Here is a 12,995-nt window from a genome sequence, read left to right on the forward strand (position 1 = left end):
TTTTACGAAACAATATTCAGGTATAATAATCAAAGGGTGAAGGGGGCTGGGGCGGAAAGTTTGTAAAAGCAAAAAACCGTTGAAAATCATAAGATTAACAACGGTTATTGTACTGAAGGCGGGACTTGAACCCGCACGGCCATTACTGACCACTGGATTTTAAGTCCAGCGTGTCTACCAATTCCACCACTTCAGCATGGTATTTTATCTAAAGTAAATGATTAAATTGAATCAAAATTTACTTTTTTTATTTTAAAAGAACTTTTTATAGTTGTCCTTATTTCTAAGGAGTGCAAATATAGTATCTTTATTAGTAGTACGCAATATTTAAATGGAAAAATAATTAATTATTTTTATTATTTTCTGTAAAGTATTAAAGATCTATTGTTTAAATATTTTTTTTCTTAAATATAGCGCTATTGTTATTTAAAGTTAAATAATAAATAAAGGTTATAATTAAAGAAGGTGGGCGAGCGCCTAAGTTTGTAAAAGCAAAAAACCGTTGAAAATCATAAGATTAACAACGGTTATTGTACTGAAGGCGGGACTTGAACCCGCACGGCCATTACTGACCACTGGATTTTAAGTCCAGCGTGTCTACCAATTCCACCACTTCAGCATGGTAATTGAATAGAGCGAAAGACGGGATTTGAACCCGCGACCCCCACCTTGGCAAGGTGATGCTCTACCCCTGAGCTACTTTCGCAGTCAAAATTTCAAAAGAACTTTCTTTTTAATTACCCTTATTCCTAAGAGCGGTGCAAATATAATATCTTTTATTATTCTGACAAGTTTTTATTTGGTTTTTTTTACTTTTTTTAACCTTGGTTATTTTGTTATTAAAACGAGTAACTTTTTTTGACTATAGAGACTGGTAGAGCTAACAAATTCTAGTTTTTAATTTAGAATAATAGAGAGCTTAAATAGTTAAGGTAAGTTGTATTGTAATTTTATGGATAGAGGCTTCTAGTGGAGCTAATATATAGTAGGGTTGTAATCAGTTTTTTTTAAGAAATGGAATGGTTAAAGGTGTTTTTACTAGTTGTAATCTAAAGTTAGAGTTCAATACAAGTAAGAGCTATTTTTAAGAAAATGTGAATAATAAGTAACTTTAGAAAGAAAACAGGCTTTTTGTAAATGAAAAAAGCATCCTAAATTTAGGATGCTTTTTATTATAATAAAAGTAAACCTACTTAAAATTTAAGTAAGATACTTAAAGCAACTTCGTTGCTTACTTTGCTGTTGCGTAACGTTTTTCAACTTCATTCCAGTTAATTACATCAAAAAATGCATTGATATAATCTGGTCTTCTGTTTTGGTAGTTTAAGTAGTAAGCATGTTCCCAAACATCTAATCCTAAGATTGGAGTTCCTCCACAAGTTACACCTGGCATTAATGGATTATCTTGGTTTGGCGTAGAACAAATTTCTACTTTACCTCCTGGTAAAACACATAACCAAGCCCAACCAGAACCAAATTGAGTAGCTGCTGCTTTAGAAAAAGCTGCAATAAAATCATCTTTAGTACCAAAAGCTGCTTCAATAGCATCTTTTAATTCACCAGATAAATATCCTCTATCATTTGGGTTTAAAACTGTCCAGAATAAAGAATGATTGTAAAAACCACCACCATTATTTCTAACAGCTCCATTGCTCATATCTAAATTAGTAAGAATATCTTCAATAGATTTTCCTTCTAAGTCAGTACCTGCAATTGCATTGTTTAAGTTGTTTGTATATCCTTGATGATGTTTACTATGGTGAATTTCCATAGTTTTTGCATCAATATTTGGTTCTAACGCATCGTAAGCGTATCCTAATTCCGGTAATTGAAAAGCCATTTTTTTATATTTTAAAAAAGTTAGTATATTATTTACGATTGTAAAATTAACAATAAATGGATGGTTTTACAAGTAATTTATGGTCTGATAATTTATTAAGGTATAAATAAGATTTATTCTCCGTGTATTTGCATAAATTCTTCCAGCTGATTTACCATATTTTTGCTTCCACAAATAAAAGGAACTCTTTGGTGTAGCTCAGTGGGCTCCACATCCATAGTTCTTGTATATCCATCAGAAGATTTTCCGTTAGCTTGTTCTGCTATAAAAGCCATTGGATTGCATTCATAAAGTAAACGTAATTTTCCGTTCGGGTTTCTAGAACCTTTTGGATACATATAAATACCACCTTTTATCATGTTTCTATGAAAATCAGAAACCAAAGAACCAATATATCTGCTGGTATAAGGTCTGTTTCCTTCTTCCTCTTGGCAATATTTAATATATTTTTTTACACCTAAAGGAAAGTCTAAGTAATTTCCTTCGTTTACAGAGTACATCGTTCCGTCTTCTGGGAATTTCATGTTTGGGTGAGACAGGTAAAAAGTACCAATTGCAGGGTTTAAAGTAAATCCATTAACACCATCTCCGGTTGTATAAACAATCATCGTAGAGGTTCCGTAAACTACATAACCCGCTGCAACTTGTGCGCTTCCTTTCTGTAAAAAATCTTTTAATTCTACAGGAGTACCTGTTGGTGTAATACGTCTATAAATAGAAAAAATAGTTCCTACAGATACATTTACATCAATATTAGAAGAACCATCTAAAGGATCAATTAAAACAACATATTTATTCTGATGATTTTCATCATTACTATTAATGGAAATAAAGCTATCTTCTTCTTCACTAGCAATACCACAAACAATATTTCTTCTTGTTAAAGTCTGTATAAACTTATCGTTAGCATATACATCTAATTTTTGTTGATCTTCTCCTTGAATATTCGTGTCTCCAGCGGCACCAATAATGTCTACTAAACCAGCTTTATTAACTTCGTGATTTACCACTTTTGCAGCTAATCTTATAGAGTTTAGAAGGCTAGAAAGCTCTCCAGAACTATATTTAAAAGCATGTTGATGTTCTATAATAAATTCACCTAAAGTTTGTTTTTTTCCTGTCATTTTTAGAGTTGTGTAATTATTTCAACAAATATCTATTTTTTTTAAAGTTACTACAACGTTTTCGTTGTTTAATTTGCTTTAGAAATTTAAACAATTCAAAAATAATTGTCTAAAATCTTCAAATATTTTTGGTAGATATGTAAATAACTATCTTTGACTAAAATTTATAAAAAGATGGATTTTATTGTAAGATTAGGAGAGGAAAAAGACATGCAATCTGTATTAGATTTAATTACAGAATTAGCAGTTTTTGAGAAAGAACCAGATGCTGTAGAAATTACAGTAGAAGATTTAATAAAAGATGGTTTTTCTAAGAATCCTAAGTTTAAGGTTTTTGTTGCAGAGCAAGAAAATAAAATTATTGGTATTGCTTTGTTTTACGAGCGTTTTTCTACCTGGAAAGGAAGAACTATTCATTTAGAAGATTTAATAGTTACTAAAAGTAAACAGAAAATAGGAGCAGGAAAAGCTTTGTATACTGCTGTTTTAAAATATGCTCATGATCATAACTTTAAAAGAGTTGCGTGGGAAGTAATTGATTGGAATACCAATGCAGTAGAATTTTATAAAAGTACGGGAGCAACGTATTTAAGCGATTGGTCGGTAGTACAAATGGACAAAGAAAACTTATCAAAATTTATTCAAAATAATTAAAATGAAGATTTTTAAATTTGGAGGAGCGTCTGTAAAAGATGCAGCAAGTGTAAAAAATGTAACACAAATTTTACAAAGCGAAGGAACAGAAAGTACAGTAGTTGTAATTTCTGCCATGGGTAAAATAACAAATGCTTTTGAAGAGGTTATAGATGCTTATTATAATAAGACAGATAAGTTGTCTGAAAGCTTAGGTGTTATAGAGGACTTCCACAAAAATTTAATGAATGATTTGTTTGATAAGGACGATGAAATTTATAAAGAAATAGATATTCTTTTAGGAGAATTAAGCTGGTTCTTAGCCAGAAATACTTCACAGAGATATAATTATGTATATGATCAAATTATCTGTTTTGGAGAGCTTTTATCAACCAAAATAGTAAGTGCGTATTTAACCAAAATTGGTGTAGAAAATAACTGGTTCGATGTTAGAAACTACATAAAAACAGATAGTAACTATAGAGATGCAAAAGTAGATTGGAATTTAACGCAAGAACTAATCAGTAAAAAATTAGATGCATCTAAATTAAATATTACCCAAGGTTTTATTGCAGCAAATGATACAGAAAATACCACTACTTTAGGTAGAGAAGGGTCAGATTATACGGCAGGTATTTTTGCATATTGTTTAGATGCAGAAAATGTGACTATATGGAAAGACGTTCCTGGGGTTTTAAATGCAGATCCAAGAGTATTTACAGACACTACTTTATTAGAGCAAATTTCTTATGAAGAAGCTATAGAAATGGCTTTTTACGGAGCTTCTGTTATTCACCCAAAGACATTGCAACCTTTAGAAAGAAAAGACATTCCGTTATTGGTACGTTCTTTTATCAACCCTAAAGAAACAGGTACTAGAGTTTCTTTAGGAAAAATGTTAGAACCTTTTATACCATGTTTTATTGTTAAGAAAGACCAAATTTTGGTATCTATTTCTGCGTTAGATTTTTCTTTTATGGTAGAAAATAATATCAGTTATATCTTTCAAAAATTACATGATTATCAATTAAAAGTAAATTTAATTCAAAACTCAGCCATTAGTTTTTCTGTTTGTATCGATAATAAATTTAATAAGTTTGATGAATTTTACAATGAGTTAAAAACGCAGTTTAAAATTGATGTTCAGAAGGGTGTAGACCTGTTTACTGTGCGTCATTTTGATGATAAAGCTGTGGCAAGTATTGAAGCTAAAGGAACTCCTTTACTAACACAAGTAAATAAAGAAACTATACAAATTGTTTTAGTAACAAAGTAACTTCAGAATATAAAAAGGACACTAATTTTATCCGTTTTCAACAATAAAGAATCTTAAGTTTTTAATAGCTAAAGAGTCTTTGATATATGTAAAATTGGTGTATTTAATCTGTTTTAGTAACTAAATAGTAATTCAATATTTTTTTTTAGTAAGTTTGCAGTTCGTCTAATTATAATATATGGCATTAGTAACAGCTAAAGAAATTGCACAAGTAATTGGTTTACAAAAGTTTGGTTTTTTTGGAACTTTTATTGGGTGGATTCTATTAAGGATACTTCGTATATCTGCAATCAATAGAATCTACGAGAAAAATAAAAATAAAAAAGATTTAAATTTTTTAAATAGTATTTTAGATGATTGCAATATCAAATTTGAAATTCCGGAAGAAGATTTAAAAAGAATTCCAAAAGAGGGGCCTTTTATTACGGTATCTAACCATCCTTTAGGCGGTATAGATGGTGTTTTATTACTAAAACTACTCATAGAAAAAAGAGCAGATTACAAAATTATAGCCAATTTTTTACTACACAGAGTTGAGCCCTTAAAGCCTTATGTAATGCCTGTAAATCCTTTTGAATCAAGAAAGGATGCTAAATCTAGTGTAGCTGGTATTAAAAATGCATTATTACATTTAAGAGAAGGAAAACCTTTGGGTATTTTTCCTGCAGGAGAAGTATCTACTTATAAAGATGGAAAGTTAAATGTAGATAAACCTTGGGAAGAAGGTGCGGTAAGGTTTATTAAAAAGGCAAATGTACCTGTTATTCCTATTTATTTTCATGCAAAAAACAGTCGTTTATTCTATTTTCTATCAAAAATATCAGATACTTTAAGAACTGCAAAATTACCTTCAGAAGTAATATCTAGAGGAGGTAGAGTAGTCAAAGTAAGAATAGGGAAACCAATTTCGGTTAATGACCAAGATGAATATAAGGAGCTTTCTGCGTTTTCAGAATTTATTAGAAAGAAAACATATATGTTGGCAAATCCGTTTGAGAAAGCCCATAAGTTACTTTCTACTCAGAATATAAAAATTAAAAAAGCAGCAAAAAAAATAACGTCTCAAAGAAATACAGATTTATTTATTAAAGAAGTAGATGCTTTAAGAGAAGGAGATGGTAGGTTGTTAGAAAGTAAGAATTACGAAGTGTTTTTTGCCAGTGCAAAAGAGATTCCTAATTTATTACATGAAATTGGTAGGTTACGAGAAATCACTTTTAGAGCTGTTGGTGAAGGAACCAATAAAGAAATTGATGTAGATAAATTCGACAAATATTACCACCATTTATTGCTCTGGGACAATGATGCAAACTGTTTGGCAGGCGCTTATAGAATGGGTCTTGGAAAAGAGATTTACAAAAAATATGGTATTAATGGCTTCTATATTCAAACCTTGTTTAGAATAGAACCAGAATTATTTCAAATGATGGAAAATACCATAGAAATGGGTAGGGCTTTCATTATTGGCGAATACCAACAAAAGCCAATGCCGTTATTTCTATTGTGGAAAGGAATTGTACATGTTACGCTGCGTTACCCAGAATATAAATATTTAATGGGCGGTGTTTCTATAAGCAATCAGTTTTCAGATTTCTCAAAATCGTTAATGATAGAGTTTATGAAATCTCACTATTACGATCCGTATATAGCGCAATACATTCATCCGAAGAAAGAGTACAAAGTAAAATTAAAAGACGCCGATAAAGATTTTGTATTTGATGCCACACAATCAGACATGCAAAAGTTCGATAAAATTATCGACGAAATAGAACCTGGAGCTTTAAGAATTCCGGTTTTAATTAAAAAATACGTAAAACAAAATGCACGCTTAGTGGCGTTTAATGTAGATCCTAAATTTAATAATGCTGTAGATGGTTTAATGTATATTAAAGTTTCAGACATTCCAGATAGTACTGTAAAACCAGTTATGGAAGAGTTTCAGGCAGAATTAGAGCGTAAAGCTACAGAGTTGCAGAATAAATAAAATACCAGATATTTTTATTAGTGCGTTACCCAAAAGGGTCGGGCTTTCCGTTACAAGTCCTCGGTCGTTCCTCCCTGTGGGCTTTTCACTACAATCCCTAACGCGGGCTTGTTTATACATAAGTGATGTTTGTATTTTTATAGACCAAGTTTCCTTTAAAAGGTAGAAGTAACTAAACATAATATTTGGTGCTTTTCTCATCTAGTTTTGTCGTTTCAACGACAGGATGAATGGCATTACGGTGGTTAGTTTGTGTTTTGTTATCTTTATCAGACTTCCTTAAAAGGGATAAACAAACGTATTGGGTTTTTTCGCTAACGTGAATTGAGTATTATCAAGTTTAAACTCGGTACCCAAACGTTAGCGAACGTTCATTAAATAAATTTACACACGCACATTACCATCTCCAATAATATAGTACTTATTGGTTACTAATTTCTTTAATCCTAACGGACCTCTGTGGTGTAATTTGTCTGTGCTAATTGCTAATTCTGCACCAACACCTAATTGTCCACCATCTGTAAATCTTGTAGATGAATTTTTATAAACAGCAGCACAATCTACTTGTTGCATAAAATCATCTGCATTTTCATCATTGGTTGTCATTATAGCTGCAGAATGTCCGCCAGAATAGGTGTTAATCATTTTGGTAGCTTCGTCTAGATTTTCTACGGCACCAATACAACATTTTAAAGCTAAAAACTCTTCTTTCCAAACGTTAGCATCCGGAATTAAAGTCTCATCTGTTAATACTTTTTTAATGCTTTCATCAACTAAAATAGTTACATTTCTTTCTTTTAAAACAGCTTGTAAGTCTTTTAATTTTGCCTCGTAACCTTCTATATTTTTATTGATAAGAATTTTATCTAACGCATTACAAGCAGATATTTTAGCTGTTTTTGCATTGATAATTACCGCTAAGGTTTTATTCCAATCGGCGCTTTCATCAACATAAATAAAGTTATTTCCTCTTCCGCTAATTAAAACGGCACACGTTGCATGCTCTTTTACAAAGTTAATTAAGCGTTCTCCACCTCTTGGTACAATTAAATCTAATTGTTCCGTTGGGTTTTTTAAGAATGCTTGAGTTTCTGTTCTGTCCATTTGCAAGAACTTAATATAATCTTCACTTAGATTATTTTCGGTTAATGCTTTGTGCCAAAAATCGACTAACATTTTATTACTGTGTAAAGCTTCTTTACCACCTTTTAGTAAAATTCTATTGTTAGATTTAAAAGCTAAAACTGCTGCTTCTACAGTAACATCTGGTCTAGATTCGTAGATGATCATAATAGTACCAAACGGAGCCGTTTTATTCGTTACTTTTAATCCGTTTTCTAAAGTAATATCACTAATGATTTGATTTACTGGATCTTCTTGTGCTTTTACTTCATTGATGGCTTTTATCATTCCATCAATTTTTTGATCATTTAAAATTAAACGGTCAAACATTGCCTGATCTTCTTTATTAAAAGCCTCTAAATCTTTTTTGTTTGCTTTTAATAATGCTTCTCGATTTTCATCAAGAATTTTGGTCATGCTTGTTAATACGTTATTTTTAATGGTTGTTTCTAATAATTTCATTTGGTAGATTTTAAAGTGCCACTTTTGTACCAACAGATTTTCCGTCAATAATATCAATAATGGTGTTATCTCTTTTTCCGTTTGCTATATAGGTAGGTATGTTGTTTGATGCTGCTTCTTGTGCATAATCTAATTTAGAACCCATTCCGCCTCTACCTTCACCAGGTTTCTTGTTGCTGTCTTTTATGTATTTGTCTAAATCTTCAGTAGGGTTTACATTGGTAATTAAATTACTACTTTCAGCCTCTGGGTGTCCTGTGTACAATCCGTCTATATCTGTTAGAATAATTAATTTATCCGCATTTATTAACTGTGCAATTAAACTAGCTAACTCATCATTGTCAGAAAACATAGACATGGTAACAGAAACAGCATCGTCTTCATTAGCAATAGGAATTACACCTTCAGATAATAAACCTTCGCAACAATTTATCATATTCTGTCTGTGAACACCAGGAGTAAAATCTCTCTTTGTTGGTAAAACCTGAGCACATTTCATTCCGTAATCATTAAAAATATTGTAATAATGGCGCATCATTCTTGGTTGTCCAATAGCAGAATAGACTTGTCTTCTTTGAGTTTCATTTTCAATACTAGATTCTCCTAGAATTTCTTTACCTGCAATTACAGACCCAGAAGAAACTAAAATACAAATAATACCACGTTCGTATAATTCTGCAACTTGTTTTACCAAACGTCTTAAAACAGGTCTAACAATTCTGTTATCTCTGTTTGTCATTACGTTGGTACCTACTTTAATTACTATTCTTTCTTTGTACATTTTAATTTTCTTTACCCATTTCTACAGCTCTGTTAAAAGCAGCAAAAGCGGCGTCTTTAATTAATTCATTTACATTATTATCTTCCATAGAATCTAACGCAGCACGTGTAGTACCACCTTTAGAAGCTACTTTTTCCATCCAAGAATTTGGCGATAAGTTAGATTGATTAAACAACTCGATAGCTCCAGTAAAAGTCTGACTAACCAAAACAGAAGAATCATTTTTAGAAAAGCCCATTTTTAATGCGGCCTCCATCATACTTTGCATAAAATAAAAAACATACGCAGGTCCACTACCAGAAATTCCTGTAGAAGCATCAATCAATTTTTCGCTGGTTACTTCCATAGATTTACCAGTGGTGTCTAATAAACTTTCTACGGTTAATTTTTCTAACCTAGATACTTCTTCAGATGTTACGTAAGACGTTAAACCTTTACCTATTTGTGCTGGTAGGTTTGGCATTGCTCTTACTATTTTGTTTAATCCAGAATATTTTTTAATGTTTTCTATATTAACACCGGCCATAATAGATACAATAACCTGACCTGGTTTTGTAAATGGTTTTAACGCTTTGAATAAGTTTTCTGCGTGGTATGGTTTTACGGCAATAAAGATAATGTCTGCTTTTGGCACACAGTCTCCTAGTTCTTCAAATGCATCGAAGTGAGATATTCCGTTTAGCTCTTCTAGCTTTTCTGCAGATTTATCTAAAACCATGATGTTTTTTTTCTTTAACAATCTAGATTTAGACATTCCTTGAGCATACGTTAGCCCCATGTTTCCTGCTCCAATTACTAATATTTTCATTTTTTTGTGTTAAGTGTTACTATTATTTTTGATTTTTATTTTGTGTATTATTTGTACAATGTCATTTGAATTTTCTCTGATTCAAATCCGTTTTTCTTAAATAATTCAATGGCATTATTATTTCTATTGATGTTTAAAGAAAGATTTCCGTTACAGTAGTTGGTAGCCTCTTTTATTAGTTTTGTAGCAATTTTTTGTTCTCTATATTCTTTATGAACTGCCAAGTAGGTAATAAGGTTTTCAGATTGATATTCACTCATGCCTGTTTTATTAACTACAATTGCGCCAATTATTTTGTCTTTTTCTTCTATAACAAATGCATAGCCACCTAAGTTAGATGTTTCTTTGGCGGCATATAAAAGTGATTTACGAATGGCACTTTTGTCCTCTTTACAGTCGTCTTCTAAGTGCTTGTGTAAAAATTTTGAAATTTTATTAATATTAATGTAGGACATCCTCGTAAAGGCGTCAAAAGTTTTAATCATCATCATTATTTCTATTGATTTGATTTATCTAAAACGATAAAAAATGAAAAGCTAAAAAAGCTTAAAAAAGAAGTGAAACGCTAGGAGCGTTTATTTAAAAAAAAGAGTGAGGAGGTATGAATTTTTTAGGTTGGTTTTTAAACACTAAAAAATTAAAGTTGAATATTCTAAAGTTACGCTGTTTGTGTATCCTTATTTTCATTCTGCAAAGGTACAAAAAGCAAATGCCACTATCAAATTATATAGATTTAATAAGGGAATATCTTGTTTTAGTATTTTTATAGGTATTAAAAATGTTCACAAAAGAGTTGTAGAAATCTTAATGGTAGAGGCTCAATTGTAGGTCGTATATATACTGTTTTTATGCAATGCATTCATCCGAAGCAAGAGTAGAGCAACATATTACTGATACAGACAAATGATTGTGATTTTTTTAATTTTTCTAGTTTTTATGTATTAATAGATATAGTGATAGACTTGTATCTTGTTTTAACGTACTTATTTTGCAAAAGTTATTCGTATTTAAGATTCAAAACAAACGAACTCAAAACCAAAACATGACAAAAATGCAGACTTTTTCATTTGGTACAGTTTTAGCAATTATCTTTAAAAATATACAGTATGAAAACCTTTTTAAAAATTTTATTAACGGCTTTAGCAGTAATTGTTTTAGCTAATATTTTACCAGGTATTTCGGTAGCAGGGTATGTTGCGGCTATTATTGTTGCAGTGGTTATATCGTTACTAAACATGTTTGTAAGACCACTTTTAATCTTCTTTACATTGCCAGCAACTATTGTCACTTTTGGCTTATTTATTTTTGTAATTAATGCTTGCATTATATTATTGGCAGATAAGTTAGTAGATGGTTTTGCTGTTTCCGGATTTTTTGCAGCGCTATTATTCAGTGTTTTACTATCTGTTTTTAGATCGGCATTATTTTCATTATTAAAAGAGGATACCAAAACAATTCAAAACTAAATAACATTACTGAATTAGAAGTATTTAACATTTGTGCAATCAATTAAAATTATTAATTTTGCACTCGATTTTTCAAGATAAAAGAACAAGAAATGAATATTACAAAAGAAAACATTGATGCGTTAAACGCAGTTGTAAAAGTAGATATCGTAGCAGAAGATTATCAAGCAAAAGTATCAAATTTATTAGCAGATTACCGTAAAAAGGCAGATGTTCCTGGTTTTAGAAAAGGACATGTACCAATGGGGATGATTAAAAAGCAGTACGGTAAATCTATTATGATGGATGAGGTGAACAAGCTTTTACAAGAGTCTTTAAATAAATTTATAGCAGAAGAGAAATTAGAAATGTTAGGTAATCCTTTACCTAGAATGAAAGAAGATTTTAACTGGGATGCTGAGGTTTTTTCTTTTGAATTTGAATTAGGTTTAGCACCTGTTTTTGAGGTAGATTTAAAAGCTAAAGATAAAGTTACACAATACAATATTGTTGCAACAGAAGAATTACTTGACGAAGAAGTAAAGAACATACAAACTCGTTACGGAAACGTAAGTGCAATAGATGAAGCTACTGAAGAATCTAATATTACAGGTACTTTTGTAAATGAAGAAAAAGAAATAAACAAAAAATCTACTTTCATTGTAAAAGATGTAAATGGAGAAGCAAATATTGCTAAATTAGTGGGAGCTAAAGTTGGTGATGTAATAGAATTAGCAACTAAAGACTTGTTTGAAGACGCTCATAGATTACAACACCTTTTAGATGTTGAGCATGATGTAATTCACGATTTAGATATAACAGTTACCTTTACTGTAGAGGAAATTACAAAAACAACCCCAGCAGATTTAGACAAAGAATTGTTTGATAAATTATTTGCAGATGGAAGTGTAACTACTGTATCTGATTTAAGAGGAAAAATTAAAGAAGACGCAGAAAAGCAATTTCAACAACAAGGAGATCAACAATTATTAAATGCTATTACAGAGTATTTAGTAGAAAGTACAAAGTTTGATTTACCAGCAGAGTTCTTAAAAAAATGGTTAAGAACAGCAGGAGAAAAGCCTTTAACAGAAGAAGAAGCTACTGCAGAATTTGAAAAATCAGAAAAAGGTTTACGTTATCAATTAATCGAAGGAAAAGTGATGAAAGATAATGATATTAAAATAGATTATACAGAATTGGTAGACTATGCTAAAGGATTTATCCGTACGCAAATGGCTCAATTTGGTAATACAAATCCAGAAGAAAAAGAATTGGATGATATTGCTGGTAGAATCTTACAAAACCAAGAAGAAGCTCAGAAATTACAATCTCAGTTAATTAGTAACAAGTTATTAACTTTTTACAAAGAGAACATGAGTTTTAAATCTAAAGAGCTTTCTTACGAAGACTTTATTAAAGAAGTATATAAATAACAGCTCATTTGTCATTGAGAGGAACGAAGCAATCTGTTTTTTTTAAAATAGAATATCTTTCCCCTTTAATTGGCAATAAAAAAA

11 protein-coding genes and 3 tRNA genes are annotated in these 12,995 nt (G+C 30.9%); 5 read left to right on the forward strand and 9 right to left on the reverse strand.

From position 1 onward, the window contains the following. Positions 1–110 precede the first annotated feature (110 nt). The 5 genes from GQS58_RS07210 to fbp form a co-directional block, all read right to left on the reverse strand. Positions 111–196: transfer RNA gene (locus GQS58_RS07210), tRNA-Leu, on the reverse strand. A gap of 337 nt (positions 197–533) precedes the next feature. Further along, positions 534–619, reverse strand: a tRNA-Leu gene (locus GQS58_RS07215). Between the two features lie 15 nt (positions 620–634). Then, a tRNA-Gly gene (locus tag GQS58_RS07220) sits at positions 635–706 on the reverse strand. Between the two features lie 525 nt (positions 707–1,231). Then, the gene (locus GQS58_RS07225) at positions 1,232–1,840 is read right to left on the reverse strand and encodes a superoxide dismutase (RefSeq protein ID WP_166384351.1); all 609 of its coding nucleotides are present in this window, start codon (positions 1,838–1,840) and stop codon (positions 1,232–1,234) included. A gap of 113 nt (positions 1,841–1,953) precedes the next feature. After that, positions 1,954–2,964, reverse strand: coding sequence for a class 1 fructose-bisphosphatase (gene fbp, locus GQS58_RS07230; RefSeq protein ID WP_166384353.1), 1,011 nt, complete (start codon positions 2,962–2,964; stop codon positions 1,954–1,956). 174 nt (positions 2,965–3,138) lie between these two features. Between fbp and GQS58_RS07235 the strand changes: the two genes are divergently transcribed. The 3 genes from GQS58_RS07235 (at position 3,139) to GQS58_RS07245 (ending at position 6,857) form a co-directional block, all read left to right on the forward strand. Next, the gene (locus GQS58_RS07235) at positions 3,139–3,618 is read left to right on the forward strand and encodes a GNAT family N-acetyltransferase (RefSeq protein WP_166384355.1); all 480 of its coding nucleotides are present in this window, start codon (positions 3,139–3,141) and stop codon (positions 3,616–3,618) included. Between the two features lies 1 nt (position 3,619). Next, a complete protein-coding gene (locus GQS58_RS07240) occupies positions 3,620–4,873 on the forward strand; it encodes an aspartate kinase (RefSeq protein WP_166384357.1) in 1,254 nt (417 codons plus the stop codon). A gap of 178 nt (positions 4,874–5,051) precedes the next feature. Next, the gene (locus GQS58_RS07245; RefSeq protein ID WP_166384359.1) at positions 5,052–6,857 is read left to right on the forward strand and encodes a GNAT family N-acyltransferase; all 1,806 of its coding nucleotides are present in this window, start codon (positions 5,052–5,054) and stop codon (positions 6,855–6,857) included. Between the two features lie 384 nt (positions 6,858–7,241). Here the strand turns inward: GQS58_RS07245 and GQS58_RS07250 are convergent, their stop codons facing one another. The 4 genes from GQS58_RS07250 to GQS58_RS07265 are packed head-to-tail and all read right to left on the reverse strand — an operon-like array spanning position 7,242 to position 10,521. Further along, a complete protein-coding gene (locus GQS58_RS07250) occupies positions 7,242–8,441 on the reverse strand; it encodes a glutamate-5-semialdehyde dehydrogenase (protein ID WP_166384361.1) in 1,200 nt (399 codons plus the stop codon). A gap of 10 nt (positions 8,442–8,451) precedes the next feature. Then, a complete protein-coding gene (gene proB / locus GQS58_RS07255; protein ID WP_166384363.1) occupies positions 8,452–9,222 on the reverse strand; it encodes a glutamate 5-kinase in 771 nt (256 codons plus the stop codon). Between the two features lies 1 nt (position 9,223). After that, a complete protein-coding gene (gene proC, locus GQS58_RS07260) occupies positions 9,224–10,030 on the reverse strand; it encodes a pyrroline-5-carboxylate reductase (RefSeq protein ID WP_166384365.1) in 807 nt (268 codons plus the stop codon). Positions 10,031–10,077: 47 nt separating this feature from the next. Beyond that, positions 10,078–10,521, reverse strand: a complete 444-nt coding sequence (locus GQS58_RS07265) for a GNAT family N-acetyltransferase (RefSeq protein WP_166384367.1) — start codon at positions 10,519–10,521, stop codon at positions 10,078–10,080. A 615-nt stretch (positions 10,522–11,136) separates the two neighbouring features. Here GQS58_RS07265 and GQS58_RS07270 point away from each other — a divergent pair. Further along, positions 11,137–11,496 (forward strand): phage holin family protein, encoded by a 360-nt coding sequence (locus GQS58_RS07270; RefSeq protein ID WP_068449469.1) that lies wholly within the window; start codon positions 11,137–11,139, stop codon positions 11,494–11,496. 92 nt (positions 11,497–11,588) lie between these two features. Further along, positions 11,589–12,911: a trigger factor gene (gene tig, locus GQS58_RS07275; protein ID WP_166384369.1), complete on the forward strand. Its 1,323-nt coding sequence runs from the start codon at positions 11,589–11,591 to the stop codon at positions 12,909–12,911. Positions 12,912–12,995 lie beyond the last annotated feature (84 nt).

It is taken from the genome of Polaribacter sp. 11A2H (assembly GCF_011379025.1).
Lineage (GTDB): Bacteria > Bacteroidota > Bacteroidia > Flavobacteriales > Flavobacteriaceae > Polaribacter.

Excerpts from the sequence above, each read along its gene's own strand:
- GQS58_RS07225 (WP_166384351.1), bottom strand. The coding sequence starts at position 1,840 with ATGGCTTTTCAATTACCGGAATTAGGATACGCTTACGATGCGTTAGAA.
- fbp (WP_166384353.1), bottom strand. The coding sequence starts at position 2,964 with ATGACAGGAAAAAAACAAACTTTAGGTGAATTTATTATAGAACATCAA.
- GQS58_RS07235 (WP_166384355.1), top strand. The coding sequence starts at position 3,139 with ATGGATTTTATTGTAAGATTAGGAGAGGAAAAAGACATGCAATCTGTA.
- GQS58_RS07240 (WP_166384357.1), top strand. The coding sequence starts at position 3,620 with ATGAAGATTTTTAAATTTGGAGGAGCGTCTGTAAAAGATGCAGCAAGT.
- GQS58_RS07245 (WP_166384359.1), top strand. The coding sequence starts at position 5,052 with ATGGCATTAGTAACAGCTAAAGAAATTGCACAAGTAATTGGTTTACAA.
- GQS58_RS07250 (WP_166384361.1), bottom strand. The coding sequence starts at position 8,441 with ATGAAATTATTAGAAACAACCATTAAAAATAACGTATTAACAAGCATG.
- proB (WP_166384363.1), bottom strand. The coding sequence starts at position 9,222 with ATGTACAAAGAAAGAATAGTAATTAAAGTAGGTACCAACGTAATGACA.
- proC (WP_166384365.1), bottom strand. The coding sequence starts at position 10,030 with ATGAAAATATTAGTAATTGGAGCAGGAAACATGGGGCTAACGTATGCT.
- GQS58_RS07265 (WP_166384367.1), bottom strand. The coding sequence starts at position 10,521 with ATGATGATGATTAAAACTTTTGACGCCTTTACGAGGATGTCCTACATT.
- GQS58_RS07270 (WP_068449469.1), top strand. The coding sequence starts at position 11,137 with ATGAAAACCTTTTTAAAAATTTTATTAACGGCTTTAGCAGTAATTGTT.
- tig (WP_166384369.1), top strand. The coding sequence starts at position 11,589 with ATGAATATTACAAAAGAAAACATTGATGCGTTAAACGCAGTTGTAAAA.